Here is a 15,650-nt window from a genome sequence, read left to right on the forward strand (position 1 = left end):
TTGTGATTGAGGTTTTTTTTATGGAGCCGGCGACGGCGCAGCCATGAAGCTGCCGTTGCGACGCTCCGTTCGGGGCTTTTATCGCTATGCAGCAGTATTAAATCCACGGTGGCAGGGAGAACAGGGAGATCCACAGAAAACCCCTGTGCAACGCTAAGCCTTTGTGCCTCCGTGGATCAAAAAATTTTGCAACAGGAAACACAGGTATCATCCCAGCCTTCTCACTTTCTCAGAAAAAAAACTGCCATCACCTTTCAGTGATGGCAGTTTGCAAAATTCTCGCACCGGCTTACTTGATGTCTTCTGCTTTCAGACCGCTGTTCACTTTCACATCGTTGAAATTAATTTCAATCTTCATCATCCCCATGTCATTCACAATCTTCATCGGAATATTCACGCCGTTGACATTTTTGTAGTTGCCAACAAGCGAAGAGATGGTCATGGTGCCTTGCGGTCCTTCCTGGGTTGTTGTTTTTTTCACCAGCAGGCCAGTTGCCACATCGTAAAAGTTGGTATACTCCCGCCCGGCCGGTGTTTTCACCTGGACAGCGTACGCATCTTTCCCCTCCACCGGCTCGATGCCTTTTACAGCAAACTGGTAACCTTTCTGCGCCAGCATGTACACCTCCGGTATAAAGGCTGCATTTTCATTCATTTCTTCTTTATCTTTTTCATCAACCGGCTTGGCTCCGCCCTGCCCCGACTGGCTGTACTGGCCGTTTTTGAGCAGCTTTTTTTCCAACACCATGCCCTGCATACTCACCTCCTGTACAAAAGCCGTTGGTACAATCTGCTTTTGTGTAACGTTGATGTTCATGCCTTGGACCGATGCACTGCCTGTCATGGACAAATCTTTTACCGCCGCAATGGCCGAAGCGCCGCCATAGGCATCGATCGCTTTTTGTAAAATAGTCTGCGGAGTGACCGAGGCATCAACCGTTTTGGCAGTTGGCGCCGGCACTTCCTGCCCGTATACATTGTAGGATTTCACCGGGCCGTATTTGTCCAGTCCTTTGGCAATTTCTTTGGCATTGCCCACCACCACAACTAGCATGTTGCCGGGGTTGACATATTTTTTTGCCATCGCCTGCACATCCGTTGGCGACACGGCAGCAAGCGTCTTCAGGTAGTTCTGGTAATAATCTTTGGGCAGGTTGTACTTGGCAATGTTCAGTGCAAAGCCGGCAATGGTGGCCGGGTTTTCCAGCGAACGGGCAAACTGGCCGCTCAGGTAGTTCTTCATGCGGCTTTCTTCGTCGGTGGGCACCGCCTCGGTCCGGATGCGGTTGAATTCGTTGATAAATTCGGCAATGGCACTGTCTGTTTTTTCATTCCGCACCGATGCTTCTGCGGTAAAAGCGCCGACCAGCCGGTCGGACTTCAGCCCGGAATAGGCGCCATAGGTAAACCCGTGTTTCTCCCGCAGGTTGGCGAACAACCGTCCCGAAAAACCACCACCGAGGATGTTGTTCATCACCGAAGCCGGGATCACATCGGGAGCACCGGGCTTCAACTCGACCGGTGCGGCAAAGTTGATCACACTCTGCACGCTGGCTGGCCGGTCCACAACGGCGACAAAGGTTTTGGCCGGTGCCTGTGGCGTTTTGTAAGTGGGCCTGGGAACCACGCCGCTTTTCCATGCACCAAAATATTGCGCTGACAGCTTTTTTGCATCGGCGGCTGTAATATCGCCGACAAAAACCAGGTAAGCGTTATTGGGTTTCCAGTAGGTGGAAAAAAAGTTTTTGATGTCGCCCACTTTGACATTGCTCACGGTTTCTTCTGTTTCAATATCGCCGTACGGATGGTCTTTCCCGTAGAGCAAACGGTTGGTTACATTGTCGGCAATGCTGTTGGGATCATCTTTTGCCGCCTGCAAACCGGACAGTTCCTGCCGCCGGATTTTTTCCAGTTCCGTTGCGGAAAACGAAGGTCGCAGCACCACATCGCTCAGCAGGGAAATCAGCTTTGGAAAGTTCGCTTTCAGGGAAGAAGCCGAAGCGCTGAAGGCCGATGTGCCGATGTTGCCGCCCAGTTGGTCGATGGCTTCATCCAGTTGCGCCTTGTTCATTTTCACTGTGCCGCGACGCAGCAGTTCGCCACCCATCGAGGTGAGGCCGGCCTTTTGACCTTCCACAATACCATCCATGTTGAACGACAAGGTGGCCGAGACGCGTGGCAGTTTGGTATTCTCTACCACAAATACTTTGAGACCATTGGGCAGGGTAAAGGTTGCCGGCTGGCCGATCCGGATGGCAGGAGCAGGACCGGGTTGCGGGGCCTTGCTCCGGTCGACCTGCGCCAGTAAGGTCAGGGGCAGCAGGCCGAATAAGGCTATGATTGTTTTCTTCATTGTGTCAGAAATTGTGTTTGTTAGAATGAATTCAGTGGAACTTGAAAAGTGGTACGTGAAAAGCGAGACGTGAGACAGGAGTTCACGACAGTTTGAATGTTTCTTTAGTTTGCCGTTTGCCGTCTCCCGTTGGTATTACATCGCCCCTTCTTTTTTGCCTTTGGGCACGTAGTAAAGCACCACGCGGTTGTCCTTGTTCAGGTATTTTTTGGCCACGTTCAGCAGGTCTTCCCGGGTGACTTTCTGGTAACGGGCCAGTTCGGTGTTGATCAAGTTGGCGTCGCCAAAGTACACTTCGTAATTGGCCAGGCTTTCCGCGATACCGGCCATGGTGGCATTGCTGGAAACAAACTGCGTTTCGATCTGGTTTTTTACTTTTTGAAACTCCGATTCCGAAACGGGCTTTGTCTTCAGGTCGCTGACCACACTGTCGATGGCGCTTTCCAGGGCTTCAGGCTTTACACCCATGTTGGCTATAGCCAGGCTGATAAAAAGGCCGGCATCCTCGTTGAAGAAAGGAATGGCAGCTGCCTGTAATGCCATTTGTTTTTGGTCGACCAAAATCTTGTTCATGCGGCTGGATGGCCCGCCCGACAAGATGGTGGACAGCAGCCGGAACGCATAGTATTCATCGCTGCCCTGTTTGGGTGCACGGTATGCTGCGATCACTGCCGGCAACTGGATGTTGTCTTCAATGGTGGCCCGCACTTCGCCACCCAGCGGCGGTTCTGTGACGGTAGGACGAGGAATGGCTTTGGTGCCTTTGGGAATAGCAACGAAATAGTCTTCCACCAGCTTTTTGGTGTCGGCAATGTTGATATCGCCGGCGATGGAAAGCACGGCATTGTTCGGCACATAAAAGGTTTTGTAAAAGTCGATGAACTCGTCCAGTTTTGCCGCATTCAGGTGCTCCATGCTGCCGATGGGCGCCCAGCGGTAAGGATGCTCTTTAAAGGCCCGCTTCAGCATTTCCACCAGGAAGCTGCCGTAAGGCTGGTTGTCCATGCGCTGGCGCTTTTCCTCCTTGACCACTTCGCGCTGGGTGTTCACCCCTACCTGCTCGATCTTGGCGTGCATCATGCGTTCGCTTTCGAGCCACAGCCCGAGTTTCAACTGGTTGGACGGGAGCAGTTCGTAGTAAAACGTCCGGTCCTGCGAGGTATTGGCGTTTAGCGCACCGCCGGCATTGGTCACATACTTGTCAAACTCACCCCGCTTGATATTATCGGAGCCTTCAAAAAGCAGGTGTTCAAAAAAATGCGCAAAGCCGGTACGGGCTGTGTCTTCGTTTTTGGAACCCACATGGTAGAGGGTTGTTACGGCCACCACAGGCGCCGTTGTGTCCCGGTGCAGGATCACCGTCAGGCCATTGGTCAGGGTGTATTTTTCAAAATTGATTTTCCGGGCCTGGGCATTCGAGGCGATACTGAGCACGCCGGCCGAAAAGAGCAGGAACCACTTTTTCATGCATGTGTATTTTGGTTACGCAATATCTGTAAAGAATGCCGAACGGGACGATTGGTTGCACGAATTTCAACCAATGCAGTCATGACAGGGATAAACGGCCGTTATTGCAGGACCAAACAGGGAAATCCCCGCAACGCCACACCCAAACTTCAAACCCCAAACCCTGCTATCTTTGCCCGCATGGAAGGATTGCTAGACCAGATACAAACGTACCGCAAAGAAATTGAAGCGTACGAAATTGCCAACCCGCAGCAGTTGGAAGAATACCGCATTAAATTCCTGGGAACAAAAGGTATCCTTAAATCGCTTTTCGGTGAAATGAAGAATGTGCCCGCAGAGCGCAAGAAAGAAGCCGGGCAGGTGCTGAACGAGTTTAAACAACTGGCCGAAGCCAGGTACAACGAGGCAAAAGAACTGACAACAAGCAACGGGCAACAGGCAAAGGAAGAAATGGACCTGAGCCTTCCCGGCGACCCGGTGGAGATCGGCGCCAGACACCCGATCACACTCATGCGCAACCGCATCATCTCTATTTTTCAGCGCCTGGGCTTTTCCGTGGCCGATGGCCCCGAGATCGAAGACGACTGGCACAACTTCACGGCCCTGAACCTCCCGGAAAACCACCCGGCCCGCGACATGCAGGACACGTTCTATATTCATCAAAACCCCGACTGGCTGCTGCGCACCCATACCAGTAACATCCAGATCCGCGAGATGAAAAAAGGCAAACTGCCCATCCGCATCATCTGCCCGGGACGCGTATACCGTAACGAAACGATCTCGGCCCGTTCGCACTGCTTTTTCCACCAGGTAGAAGGTTTGTACATCGACGAAAACGTTTCGTTTGCCGACCTGAAACAAACGCTGTATTTCTTCGTAAAGGAAATGTTTGGCAAGGAAGTGAAAGTGCGCTTCCGCCCTTCTTATTTCCCGTTTACCGAACCCAGTGCCGAAATGGATGTCAGCTGCTTTATCTGTGGCGGTAAAGGCTGCCGCATCTGCAAGCAAAGCGGGTGGGTGGAGATCCTGGGCTGCGGCATGGTGCACCCGGCTGTACTGGAAAACTGCGGCATCGACTCCAATAAATACACCGGCTTTGCCTTCGGCATGGGCATCGAACGTCCGGCCCTGCTGATGTATGATGTGAATGATATCCGCCTCTTCAGCGAAAACGACGTGCGGTTTTTAAAACAGTTTAAAGGCGCCGTGTAACACCTCACCCCGGCCCTTAGCCCCCTCGGTCCCCCAAGGGGGAAGTGGCTGCAGCACAGCGCCCAGCTTGGGCAAGATGATTTTCTATTTCGAGGAATTCCATCCCTTGAAGGGATGGAATTCTTCTTTGTTCCGTTACGTTCCGAACGCTGAACGGGGCCCTTCCTTCGTCAGGATAAATTGTGCAACGGAAGCTTCATGGCTATTCTGTTGCTGGTACCATGAAAAATATTCCGCTCCTACGGAGCTTCGTTCTCTTTTCTATGAGCATTTTCTATGAACAGGATGCCCCACCGGGGCAAAAGAAAGCCGTTGGCTGGGACGCCAAACGGCAGCAAAAAGCCTCCATCAAAAAAATGATGAAGGCTTTGAAGTATCATGTAAAAGCAAGGGTCTGTGCGGTTGTAACCCCTCCCTGGAGGGGTTTGGGGAGGCTTTTGGGGGACCGGAGGCCAAGGGCCGGGGTGGCGCAGGAATTGAACTTCATGCCGCATGACAGAAGCCATCTTTACGTTGAGCGACGACCGTAAACTGAGCTACGCCGTTTACGGCCCGGCCGATGGCGAAGCTGTCCTCTACTTCCACGGCACGCCGAGTTCGCGGAAGGAAATTCTCCTGTTGGAAAACGTTGGTGTCGACTTCGACCAAATGCTTCTTGCCTGCAGGCTGAAAATCATTGTACCCGACCGCGGTGCGCTGACCACGTTTCATCCCCGGCGAACCTTTCGCTCTTTTGCAGAGGATTCGATGGAGTTGCTGCGGCACTTGGGTATTTCGCAATGCGCAGTGCTTTGCTGGTCAGGCGGCGGCCCCTACGCCTTGGCGGCGGCGTCCTGCTTTCCCAACACGGTAACGAGTGTTTACATTCTCTGCGGCATTACCCGGGTCTTCGACAAGCAGGTGCTGAAGCAGATGGGTTTGAACAAATGGTATTTTCTGACAGCCAGGTATGCATCGCTGCTGCTCCAGTTATCCCTGGCGGTGGTGCGGCAAACGAAGACTCTCCATCTGCCTAAACAGTGGCTTACCGGCCTGCCTTACGTGGATTACCGCCTGCTGCAAAAAATCTTCCGGGAAGTCACCAACCTGACCCTGAAAGAAGCCATTCGAAAAGGCACCAGGGCTGCCGTGCACGAAGCCGCCATGTATTTCAGCGATTACGGGTTTTCCGTCAACAACATTCAGCAACCGATCCACTACTGGTGGGGAACGATGGACATGAGCGTGGTGGAACTGCATGCGCTGGAAGTGGCGCAAAAAGCTCCGCAGCCGGTGATGCACTACCGCGAAGGCGAAGGTCATCTTTCGCTTTATGTACGGTGTTTCGGCGAAGCACTGCAAGCCATTGCACAAGCCAACGCTACCTGTACTTCTTCTGACAGGTAGGACAATAAAACGTTCTTCGGTTGGTTTCGCCCAAGTGCTCCTTGCAGATTTTTGATCCGTCCCTCGGGCAGGTCTTTTTGGTATGCACCGCCCAGTTTTTGCGCAGCACCCCTTGCCGTTTCCATTGTAAAAACTGGTGGCTGTACGCCGAAGCCTGCTCAATCAATTCTGTCAGCTTCCGCGGCGGCAAGGCACCCACCCTGCTTTCGGGATGCACCCTGATGATGTGAAGAACTTCGTTTTTGATAATGTTACCCACACCGGAAAAAATGCTTTGGTCGAGCAGGGCATCGGTGACCATCGTATCAGGTAGTTGCTTTAATTTTTTCCGTGCCGCTTTGGGATCCCAGTGCGGTGCCAGGATATCGGCTGTCCAGTCGTAAATCTCGTCCAACGGTTCGTCCACCATTTTTACGGCGCAGGAGTAAAGGTTCAGGTGATCCCTTTCGAACTGGAGGGTAAGCCGCGGTACACGGTCTTTGGAAGAATTGATGTAGTACGTACCAAACATCAGGAAATGGATGCGAATGGTAAAGTCGTCAAAGCACCAGAGCATGTGTTTTCCCCAAAGCCTGATCTCGAGAATCTGATTCCCCACTAGCCGCTGCTGGTCGATTTTGGAACTCCCGCTAACGGAGAGGATCGTCTGCCCCACAAAACGTTGCAGGTCTTCACGGAACAGTATGAGCGAGGGGCCTTCGGGCATTTTTCGGGAAAAATAGTTTTTCCGTTTGCTAAATTATTTAGTATTTTGCGGGTAGGAAATACAGTGGGTTAGTCGGTATTTTCCTGTTGTTCGTTGTTGACAAAAGGCCAATCCTAAAATGGATTGGCCTTTTTGTTTGTCAGCTTTTTTTGTCGTGGTGCGTAAACTGTCCCGTAGTGGCATGTTGCCCTTCGGCCAGTTCTTCCAGCATCTTTTTGTTGAAGGCGTCCAGATCGTCGGGCTTGCGGGAGGTCACCAGCCCGTTATCGGTAACCACTTCCTTGTCCACCCAGTTCACACCGGCATTTTTCAGGTCGGTTTGCAGTGAGGGATACGAGGTCATCGTGCGTCCATCGAGCATACCGGTCTCGATTAATGTCTGCGGGCCGTGGCAAATAGCCGCCACCGGCTTGCCCTGCTCCAGGAAGTGCTGTGCAAACTGTACCGCCTTGGAATTGGTGCGCAGCGTATCGGGGTTCATCACGCCGCCGGGCAGCAACAGCATGTCGTAATCTTCCGGGTTGGCGTCGTCCAGGTTTTTGTCGACCGGCAGTTCCATGCTCCAGTGGTCGTGGTTCCAGGCCTTTACTTTATCTTTTTGCGGTGAAATAACATGTACCTCCACACCGGCCTGCTCCAACGCATTCATCGGGCTGGTAAGCTCCACTTCTTCAAACCCGTTTTCTGTCAGGATCGCTACTTTTTTTCCTTTTACATCTCTTGCCATTGAATTTCGTTTTTGTTGTTGACGAGTCAGGGAAGGGGGCACAAAAACCAAACCAGTGCTGCCCTGCTTTTTTCCTGTTGATGAAATAGTTTTCTTTGGTACTTTGCCCCTTCAACAAAGTTTCATGAGATACCTTACGAATACGCTTTCCGGCCTTATCCTGATGGTTCTTTTCTACAACTGCAACCGCGGCCCCTATGCCGCCACCAACAAGCAGTACAAAAAGCAGGCAAAGGAATTTGCCAACCTGCTGAAGCAAACTCCACCCAGGGACAGCCTTCCCCAGATGGTCAGCGCCTGGGTTGGTACCACCAACTTCAACATGCGCAAGCCCAATTTTGTCGTTATTCACCACACCGCACAGAACAGTTGCGACCAAACCCTGAAGACCTTTACCCTGACCCGCACGCAGGTCAGCGCCCACTATGTCATCTGCAAGGACGGCACTATCCACCACATGCTGAACGACCTGTTGCGGGCCTGGCACGGCGGCATTGCCAAATGGGGAAACAACACCGACATCAACTCTTCGTCCATCGGCATCGAGATCGACAACAACGGCACCGACGAATTTTCCGATGCGCAAATCAGCAGCCTCCTGCAGTTGCTGGGTAACCTGAAAAAAGCCTATGCTATCCCGGTAGCCAACTTCATCGGTCATTCGGACATCGCCCCCACACGGAAAGTGGACCCCAACGTTCATTTCCCCTGGAAAAAACTGGCCGACTCGGGCTTTGGTTATTGGTGGAATGACACGACCAGGGTGGTGGTGCCCCAAAACTTCAACAGCCTGCAGGCCCTGCGCATCATTGGTTATGATATCAAAGACAGCACAGCCGTTATCAAAACATTTAAGCGGAAATATTTGCAACAGGAAGGAAATGCCGTGCTGACAGACTCTGACAGGAAAATTCTCTATACGCTTTACCGTAAGTTTGAATAAGCTACCGGTACCATTCTTGCAGTTACAGAGAGAAAGCTTTACTTTACAGGACCGTACTTTAAAATTTCAGCCTATGAAGTCCATCATGTTTTGCATTCTTTTTTGCTGCATTGCAGTCTTCGCAAACGCCCAGACTGTTTCGACCCTGTCTCCCGGCAAATACCAGACAAAGACAAAAACAGCCCAAAGCAAATGGGATAAAGGCGACATCATCCTCCTGGACGAAAGCCGTTACAAACTGAGCGGCAGCAACGACGTGGGAGAATACCGTTTCAGTGTAGCGGCACAACGGATCTTCTTTACTTCGGGTCCGCTGAAAAGTGCTTTTACCAAAGTGACGCTGAACAACAATAAAACCGTGATCATCTTTCCGCTCGAGCAAAACCAGGCACTGGGCTTACCGTCAGAAGTCTGGGCAAGCCAGTAAGGTGGCAAGTGGTGAGTGGGTCGTTCAAAGCAGAAATCTTTATTCATAAAACCTCCTGAGCGTTCAGGAGGTTTTTTTTATGCAACAGGAAAACTGCACAGGAAGGCTTCTCATCATTCATTACTCCCTACTCATCACTCATCTCCTTACCTTTGCGCCGAGGCTATGGCAAAGGAATTACCGCAAATCACGTTTGATTTTTTTCCCGATGACGAAGGACCCAAGGAGTTTCTTTCGGGCCAGCCCATACAGCCACCGCAAAAGCCCAAAGCAGCCCGTGGCCGCAGAAAGTTAAAGGAAGCCGAGCCCGAAGAGCCGATCGACATTCCGGACGATGAAATTCTTTTTCAGAAAGCCTATTACGGTATCGGCGAAGTGGCCGAAATGTTCAACGTAAACGTTTCGCTGATCCGGCATTGGGAAAAGGAATTCGATATTTTACAGCCCCGCAAGAACCGCAAAGGCGACCGCTTTTTCAAGCCCACCGACATTAAAAACCTGGTGCTGATTCACGACCTTGTCCGTCGTCGCAAATACACGCTGGAAGGTGCCAAAGAATTTTTGAAACAAAACAAAAAAGTGACGGAAAAGCACGAAATGATCCAGTCGCTGCAAAAGATCCGGACCTTTTTACTGGAACTGAAAGCGCATTTATAAAGTCAGCGGCTTCACGCAGGGGCTAGGAAAAGCAACAGTTAATTCGCATGGAGAAAGGAGCCGGGAGAAGATCTACCCGTATTCGATACCTCCTTTCCTCCCTGGCTCCGCGTCTGGACAGGCAAGCATCCTCTTCTCTCTTTTCTCTTTTCATCCCTTCTTCTCTTAGCTTTGAAAGGTGAGATACCTGATCCTGCTTTGTCTCCTTCCCTTTTGTGCGGCCGGACAAACAAGTCTTCCTTCGATCGGCCAATGGCGTGAACACCTGCCTTACCAGGTAGCAGTCGACGTTACCGCTTCCGAAGAAAAAGTGTACGCGGCTACGCCCCTGAGTTTGTTCAGCGTGGATGTGGAAACAATGGAAACGGAGCGTTTCAGCAAGATCAATGGCCTCAGTGAAACCGGCATCAGCACCATCCGCTACGATGCCTCGTCGAAGAAACTTTACATTGCCTACAGCAACAGCAATCTCGATGTGCTGACACCCGGTGGCATTCGCAACATCCCGGACATCAAACGGTCTACCCTCCCCGGCGATAAAAACATTTACAACATTTACCCGGACGGCAGCCGCTGTTACCTGTCGACAGGGCTTGGCGTGGTGGTGGCGGATGCCGACAAATACGAAGTAAAAGAATCCTGGTTCATCGGCGACAACGGCAGCTACGTGAAAACAAACGGTTTTGCCAAAACAACCGCTTTCTTTTACGCCGCAACGGAGCAGGGCCTGAAACGCACACCGCTCAGCAATCCAGCTCCTGCCGATTTCAGAACCTGGCAAACGGTTTCCGGTACAGGCGGTTTGGCATTTTCTCCGGCAAGAGGCGTAGCGACTCTCAACAACAAAGTGATCGTTTTACAGAACGATTCTGTATTCGTGGAAAACGGTGCCGTATGGACGTTGTTTTTTGCCAACGGCTGGCCGGTTGCTTCGCTGTCGATTTCCAACAACCGCGTTCTTCTTTGCCAGCAAAAAAGCAGCGGCGAGGCGCAGGTTGTCGTGCTCAATGAATCAGGGACTTTACAGCAACTTATCCGGCGGGCCGGTAAGGTGGTCGCTCCCCAAAAAGCGATTACGGTTGCCGGCGACTACTGGATTGCCGATCGATCGGCGGGGCTGGTTCATGTCGCGGGAAGCAGTATCGAAAACTTCAAGCCCAACTCGCCGCAAAACATCGTCCTGGGTGAGATGACCACCCGGAACGGCACGTTATGGGCCACGGCCGGATCCGTGAACAGCAGTTGGAATTACCAGTACAATCCCAGCGGCGTTTTTACCTTCAGCGATTCGTATTGGTCGGCTTACAACCTTTATTCGCTTCCGCAACTGGATTCGGTGCTGGACTTTGTTTCGGTTGCCGTTGATCCCCGGGACAACACCGCCTGGGCAGGATCCTTTGGCGGCGGACTTGTTCACTTCGAAAGCAGCGGGCCGAAATTGTTCAAGCAGAATTCTCCCCTTGGTCCGACAATTGGCGATCCCGGAAGTTACCGTGTTGCGGGACTGGCATTTGATGCGGACAACAATTTATGGGTTGCCAATTTTGGTGCTTCGCGGCAATTGCATGTGCTGAAAAGCGACAACACCTGGCAGTCGTTTGCGGCGCCTTTTGTGCTGGCCGAAAATGCAGTGGCGCAGATCGTGATCGACGACATCGGACAGAAATGGATCCAGTCGCCCCTGGGCAACGGCTTGCTGGTTTTTGACGAGGGAGCTTTGGAAAACCCGGCCGATGACAAATGGCGCCTGTACAAAACCGGTACGGGCCAGGGCAATCTCCCGTCGAATGAGGTGTTGTGTCTTGCCAGGGACAAGGATGGCTTTATCTGGGTCGGCACAACAAATGGCGTTGCCGTGTTCCAGTGTACGCCGGATGCGTTGGGCAGTGGTTGCGAGGCCATTCTTCCCGTGATCAAGGAAGGTGTGTTTGCCAACTATCTTTTCAAGGGACAGGAAGTGCGCAGCATTGCAGTGGACGGCGCCAACCGTAAATGGATGGCCACGGGGAGCGGCGTTTGGCTGATTGCACCGGACGGCGATAAAGTGCTGGCCAACTATACCGAAACCAACAGTCCCCTGTTCAGCAACGATGTGCGCAAAATTACCATCGATGGCCGCACGGGTGAAGTGTTTATCGCTACGGCCAAAGGCCTGCTTTCTTTCCGTGGCGGCGCTACGGATGCAGAGGAAACAAAGAGCCATGTGCTGGTTTTTCCCAACCCGGTGCCGCCTGGGTTTACAGGTACCATCGGCATCCGCGGGTTACCCGAAAACAGCCTTGTCAAGATCACCGAAACCAATGGGCGACTCGTGTACCAAACCCGTTCGCTGGGCGGGCAGGCCATTTGGGATGGCAGGGACTACAAAGGCAGAAAGGCCGCAACGGGGGTTTACCTGGTCATCGCTGTCGACAACCTGAAAGGCGAGCAGGTGGTGACAAAGATTGTGTTCGTCAGGTAGAAACAGTTCACGAGTTCACATGTTCACAAGTTCACGAGTTGGAGTCTGGTATAGGTCCGTTTTATTGGCCATTTTCACCTCAGAACTTTAAGAATACACTATCAGTTTGAAAGTTTCTTTCCCATCGTTTGCACGTAACTTGTGAACTCGTGAACCCGCAAACTTGTGAACTCCTAAAAGCATGATTTCAAAAACAAAAGGCATTGTTCTTCGCTCGGTCAAATACGGTGAAACCTCGCTGATCGTGACCATTTTTACCGAGTTGTTCGGACTGCAATCCTATCTTGTAAATGGCGTTCGGCAGTCCAGTAAAAAAGGCGGGGCGAAGGCCACTTTTTTTCAGCCGGCTTCGATCCTGGAGGTTGTGGCTTATCACAACGACTTCAACAAACTGCAGCGGCTGCGGGAGTTCAAATGGGATTTTCTTTACCAGCACGTGTTATCCGATGTGCGCAAAAATGCCGTGGCGCTTTTCATGGTGGAGTTATTGGGCAAATGCCTGAAACAACCAGAGTCCAACCCCGACCTGTTTTATTTTGTGGAAGATGCCCTACGCCATTTAGACGAAGCGACTGATTCGGTAACGGGAAACTTCCCCCTGTTTTTTGCCTTGCACCTCGCGGTGTTTTTTGGCTTTCGCATCAGCGATGAATATTCCGACGAAAAGCACTACCTCGACCTGCAGGAAGGACGCTTTACCGGGGACCAGCCTTCGCACCAGTTTTACCTGCTCGACCGCGAAGCCGCTGCCGTTTCCGACATTTTGAAGATCATGCAGCCGCAGGAACTGGAGCAGATCTTTTTGAACCAGGAAATGCGCCGGAGAATCACGCATGCCATCGAACAATATTATGCCTTTCATATCCCGGAGTTTGGCACCTTGCGGACTTTACCGGTGTTGCGGGAGATCATGAGTTGATTATCTTGGGGGCATGAAACAACTGCTTTTTGCCCTTTTCCTTTTGTTGCTTTGTGTGTTTGCACAGGCCCAATTGCCCGACACCACAAAAATCGACATGGCAGGTGTTGAAACCGAGCAAAAAATTTCCACTCCTTTTAGCACGGTGCAGGTTATCGATGTGCGCTTTGACCGTTCCAACATCGGCTGCGTCGGTTATATCCGGAAAGCAAATAGCTCGGTTGTCAAATCCCGGCAAACCGTCGCCGTTTTTCCTGATTCGCTGAAAACCTATTTGCCACAAATACTGCAGGAGCTTTTTCAGTTTCAAAAAGATGCAAGTGACACATTGGTTTTAATGGTAAAGCAGTTTCATCTCAGCGAACGGTTTTACAATCCGATCAATCTGGAAATAGAACCTGAATTTTTGCTGCGTCTGTCATTTTCGGCTTTTGCTAAACGGGACCAAAGACTGACAAAACTGTTTTCAGTTGACGACATGCTTGCAAAAAAGATCCCGTTCGACAGGGCTTTGAAGGACGACCGGGTGAGCGAACTTCGGAAAGATTTGCTGATGCAGATTTTCCAGGAAACGTTTCAAGCCAAACGCTGGCAGGGCACCAACACTGTCTTTGACGTTGCTGCGGTTCAACAGGGCATTCGACAACGCTTCCAGCTTCCGTTGTTGACAGATCCCGTTCTCAAACCCGGACTGTATGCCAGTTTCCGCGAGTTCAAGAAAAATTCCCCTGCCGTTTCCGATGTACAAATCACGGAGAAGAACGGCGAGATCACCAGTATTAAAGACGCCACAGGAAAGGAAATTGATTTCGCAAAATACTGGGGTGTTTGCACCGGCAACAAACAATATCTCGTGTTTCGTGGCGACCTGTATCGACTAATCCGCAGCGACAACAGTTTTTATTTTTCGTCGTACATAAGCGACAGTGATCTTGCAGGCCTCCCAAGCTTTGGCGATTATGCGCCACAAACCGGTTTGCTTCCGGCAGCCATACAAAAACTTCGCGACAGCAAACGGACCAGGCATTTTTTTTACCTCAACATGGACGACGAGAACATCCATCTTGAGGAAGTATTTGGCAAATCATCTCTAAAGCAAATGGAAAAAGACCTTTTAAAATAGCACGGTTTTCACGGCGAGGAGATTCAACTGAAGAAGGATCACACCCGGTTTTTTCCCTTTTTCAAAGCTTCCTAAAAAGCCATCCATCCCCAGTGCTTTGGCACCGTTGCTTGTGGCCCATGTCAGCAGTTCTTCCAAAGGGATTTGAGGGAAATTTTTCCGTATCGTTTTCATTTCATCCAAAATACTCAGGTTCCAGTTGCTGGCTAAGCTGTCTGTCCCCAACACAAGGTTGCAGCCATTTTTGCGCAGCATTTCAACTGGCGGCAGGGCCGTTTCAATGTATTGGTTGGCGTTGACGCAAAGGCAAAAAAAAGTTTGGGGTGGATAACTTTCCTGTCTCACGTTTGTCGTTTCCCGTCTCACGTAGGCCACATCTTCTTCCGCGGTAAACGTGTTGTGCACCAGGATGATTTTTTCCGCTCTGCTTAATTTGTTAAAATAGGATTGCAGGCTGCTCCGGTTGGTTGGCTGGTGATGACTGTTGTCGATTTTCATCAGCTCGTACATCCGCTCAAAATCACCGGTGCCGTGCACAAAAAATTCATCTTCAAACCGTGTTTCCTGGTTGTGGATGGAAACGACCTTGTTTTCGAAATAAGGCTGGATCGCCTGCCACAGGTTTTCCGATACGGAGTATGGCGCATGCGGCACAATGGACGTGTTTGACGTTTGCCGGTTGCCGGTTGCCGTTGTGGAAGACTCACGATTCTCCATCGATCCCTGCCCGCTCACATAGGCATCATAAATCATCTTTGCTCTTTCGAACCGTGCGTTGGAAATAGCCGGCAGCCAGCCGCTGGCTTCGATGAAATTGTAATAGTGCAGATGGCCTTTTTGTTTCTGCGGCAGTGTTAGCGTGTTGTTGCAGATATCACCAACCGCGACGATGCCGTTCCGCTTCATTTCGTCTTCAGCAGTGGCAATGGCCTCCAGGATCTCTTCTTCCGTTGCGCTGCGTTCGGTCACTACTTTGAAAACAAAATCCACCAGGCCCGTGCCCTCCGGGATTTTTCCCTTCATGTGGCTTAACTCCAGGTGGCAATGACAGTTGATTAAACCGGGAGACAGAATCCCGTCGAATGTTTCCACTCCCTCGCCGGCTTCTTTGCGTGGCAGAAAGGCATCTACAACGCCGTTTTCGTCCACAACCAATACGGCGTTTTCCCGGAAGCAGTAGCCGTCAAAGATTTTCGTGGCGGTGATTTTTCGATACGTCATGAAGGGGCGAAAATACAGCCTTCTTAACGTCTTATTCGTGCGGCAAGG

Annotated in this window: 13 protein-coding genes; 8 read left to right on the forward strand and 5 right to left on the reverse strand. The window is 51.3% G+C overall.

Features of this window, described 5'->3' with window-relative positions; translation table 11 throughout:
• Window positions 1-289 precede the first annotated feature (289 nt).
• Window positions 290-2,353 (reverse strand): M16 family metallopeptidase, encoded by a 2,064-nt coding sequence (locus D6024_RS01985; RefSeq protein WP_121352527.1) that lies wholly within the window; start codon window positions 2,351-2,353, stop codon window positions 290-292.
• A gap of 135 nt (window positions 2,354-2,488) precedes the next feature.
• A complete protein-coding gene (locus D6024_RS01990; RefSeq protein WP_121352528.1) occupies window positions 2,489-3,820 on the reverse strand; it encodes a M16 family metallopeptidase in 1,332 nt (443 codons plus the stop codon).
• 81 nt (window positions 3,821-3,901) lie between these two features.
• Between D6024_RS01990 and D6024_RS01995 the strand changes: the two genes are divergently transcribed.
• Window positions 3,902-5,032 (forward strand): phenylalanine--tRNA ligase subunit alpha, encoded by a 1,131-nt coding sequence (locus D6024_RS01995; protein ID WP_449401678.1) that lies wholly within the window; start codon window positions 3,902-3,904, stop codon window positions 5,030-5,032.
• Between the two features lie 492 nt (window positions 5,033-5,524).
• The gene (locus D6024_RS02005; protein ID WP_121352530.1) at window positions 5,525-6,418 is read left to right on the forward strand and encodes an alpha/beta fold hydrolase; all 894 of its coding nucleotides are present in this window, start codon (window positions 5,525-5,527) and stop codon (window positions 6,416-6,418) included.
• Here D6024_RS02005 and D6024_RS02010 read toward each other — a convergent pair.
• The gene (locus D6024_RS02010) at window positions 6,393-7,124 is read right to left on the reverse strand and encodes a DNA-formamidopyrimidine glycosylase family protein (RefSeq protein ID WP_121352531.1); all 732 of its coding nucleotides are present in this window, start codon (window positions 7,122-7,124) and stop codon (window positions 6,393-6,395) included. The genes D6024_RS02005 and D6024_RS02010 overlap by 26 nt on opposite strands.
• Window positions 7,125-7,263: 139 nt before the next feature.
• Window positions 7,264-7,851 carry a type 1 glutamine amidotransferase domain-containing protein gene (locus D6024_RS02015; protein ID WP_121352532.1) on the reverse strand — a complete coding sequence of 196 codons (588 nt, stop codon included), beginning with the start codon at window positions 7,849-7,851 and terminating at the stop codon, window positions 7,264-7,266.
• Window positions 7,852-7,975: 124 nt separating this feature from the next.
• Between D6024_RS02015 and D6024_RS02020 the strand changes: the two genes are divergently transcribed.
• The 6 genes from D6024_RS02020 (at window position 7,976) to D6024_RS02045 (ending at window position 14,381) form a co-directional block, all read left to right on the forward strand.
• Window positions 7,976-8,794 (forward strand): N-acetylmuramoyl-L-alanine amidase, encoded by an 819-nt coding sequence (locus D6024_RS02020; protein ID WP_121352533.1) that lies wholly within the window; start codon window positions 7,976-7,978, stop codon window positions 8,792-8,794.
• Between the two features lie 73 nt (window positions 8,795-8,867).
• Window positions 8,868-9,221, forward strand: coding sequence for a hypothetical protein (locus D6024_RS02025; RefSeq protein ID WP_121352534.1), 354 nt, complete (start codon window positions 8,868-8,870; stop codon window positions 9,219-9,221).
• Window positions 9,222-9,386: 165 nt separating this feature from the next.
• A complete protein-coding gene (locus D6024_RS02030; protein WP_121352535.1) occupies window positions 9,387-9,878 on the forward strand; it encodes a MerR family transcriptional regulator in 492 nt (163 codons plus the stop codon).
• Window positions 9,879-10,056: 178 nt separating this feature from the next.
• The gene (gene porZ, locus D6024_RS02035; RefSeq protein WP_121352536.1) at window positions 10,057-12,339 is read left to right on the forward strand and encodes a type IX secretion system anionic LPS delivery protein PorZ; all 2,283 of its coding nucleotides are present in this window, start codon (window positions 10,057-10,059) and stop codon (window positions 12,337-12,339) included.
• Between the two features lie 181 nt (window positions 12,340-12,520).
• Window positions 12,521-13,258, forward strand: a complete 738-nt coding sequence (gene recO, locus D6024_RS02040; RefSeq protein WP_121352537.1) for a DNA repair protein RecO — start codon at window positions 12,521-12,523, stop codon at window positions 13,256-13,258.
• 13 nt (window positions 13,259-13,271) lie between these two features.
• A complete protein-coding gene (locus D6024_RS02045; RefSeq protein ID WP_121352538.1) occupies window positions 13,272-14,381 on the forward strand; it encodes a hypothetical protein in 1,110 nt (369 codons plus the stop codon).
• Here the strand turns inward: D6024_RS02045 and D6024_RS02050 are convergent.
• Window positions 14,373-15,602 carry an amidohydrolase family protein gene (locus D6024_RS02050; protein ID WP_121352539.1) on the reverse strand — a complete coding sequence of 410 codons (1,230 nt, stop codon included), beginning with the start codon at window positions 15,600-15,602 and terminating at the stop codon, window positions 14,373-14,375. The genes D6024_RS02045 and D6024_RS02050 overlap by 9 nt on opposite strands.
• Window positions 15,603-15,650 lie beyond the last annotated feature (48 nt).

It is taken from the genome of Flavisolibacter nicotianae, from assembly GCF_003628535.1.
In the GTDB taxonomy this organism is placed as follows: domain Bacteria; phylum Bacteroidota; class Bacteroidia; order Chitinophagales; family Chitinophagaceae; genus Flavisolibacter; species Flavisolibacter nicotianae.

Excerpts from the sequence above, each read along its gene's own strand:
- D6024_RS01985 (WP_121352527.1), bottom strand. The coding sequence starts at position 2,353 with ATGAAGAAAACAATCATAGCCTTATTCGGCCTGCTGCCCCTGACCTTA.
- D6024_RS01990 (WP_121352528.1), bottom strand. The coding sequence starts at position 3,820 with ATGAAAAAGTGGTTCCTGCTCTTTTCGGCCGGCGTGCTCAGTATCGCC.
- D6024_RS01995 (WP_449401678.1), top strand. The coding sequence starts at position 3,902 with ATGACAGGGATAAACGGCCGTTATTGCAGGACCAAACAGGGAAATCCC.
- D6024_RS02005 (WP_121352530.1), top strand. The coding sequence starts at position 5,525 with ATGACAGAAGCCATCTTTACGTTGAGCGACGACCGTAAACTGAGCTAC.
- D6024_RS02010 (WP_121352531.1), bottom strand. The coding sequence starts at position 7,124 with ATGCCCGAAGGCCCCTCGCTCATACTGTTCCGTGAAGACCTGCAACGT.
- D6024_RS02015 (WP_121352532.1), bottom strand. The coding sequence starts at position 7,851 with ATGGCAAGAGATGTAAAAGGAAAAAAAGTAGCGATCCTGACAGAAAAC.
- D6024_RS02020 (WP_121352533.1), top strand. The coding sequence starts at position 7,976 with ATGAGATACCTTACGAATACGCTTTCCGGCCTTATCCTGATGGTTCTT.
- D6024_RS02025 (WP_121352534.1), top strand. The coding sequence starts at position 8,868 with ATGAAGTCCATCATGTTTTGCATTCTTTTTTGCTGCATTGCAGTCTTC.
- D6024_RS02030 (WP_121352535.1), top strand. The coding sequence starts at position 9,387 with ATGGCAAAGGAATTACCGCAAATCACGTTTGATTTTTTTCCCGATGAC.
- recO (WP_121352537.1), top strand. The coding sequence starts at position 12,521 with ATGATTTCAAAAACAAAAGGCATTGTTCTTCGCTCGGTCAAATACGGT.
- D6024_RS02045 (WP_121352538.1), top strand. The coding sequence starts at position 13,272 with ATGAAACAACTGCTTTTTGCCCTTTTCCTTTTGTTGCTTTGTGTGTTT.
- D6024_RS02050 (WP_121352539.1), bottom strand. The coding sequence starts at position 15,602 with ATGACGTATCGAAAAATCACCGCCACGAAAATCTTTGACGGCTACTGC.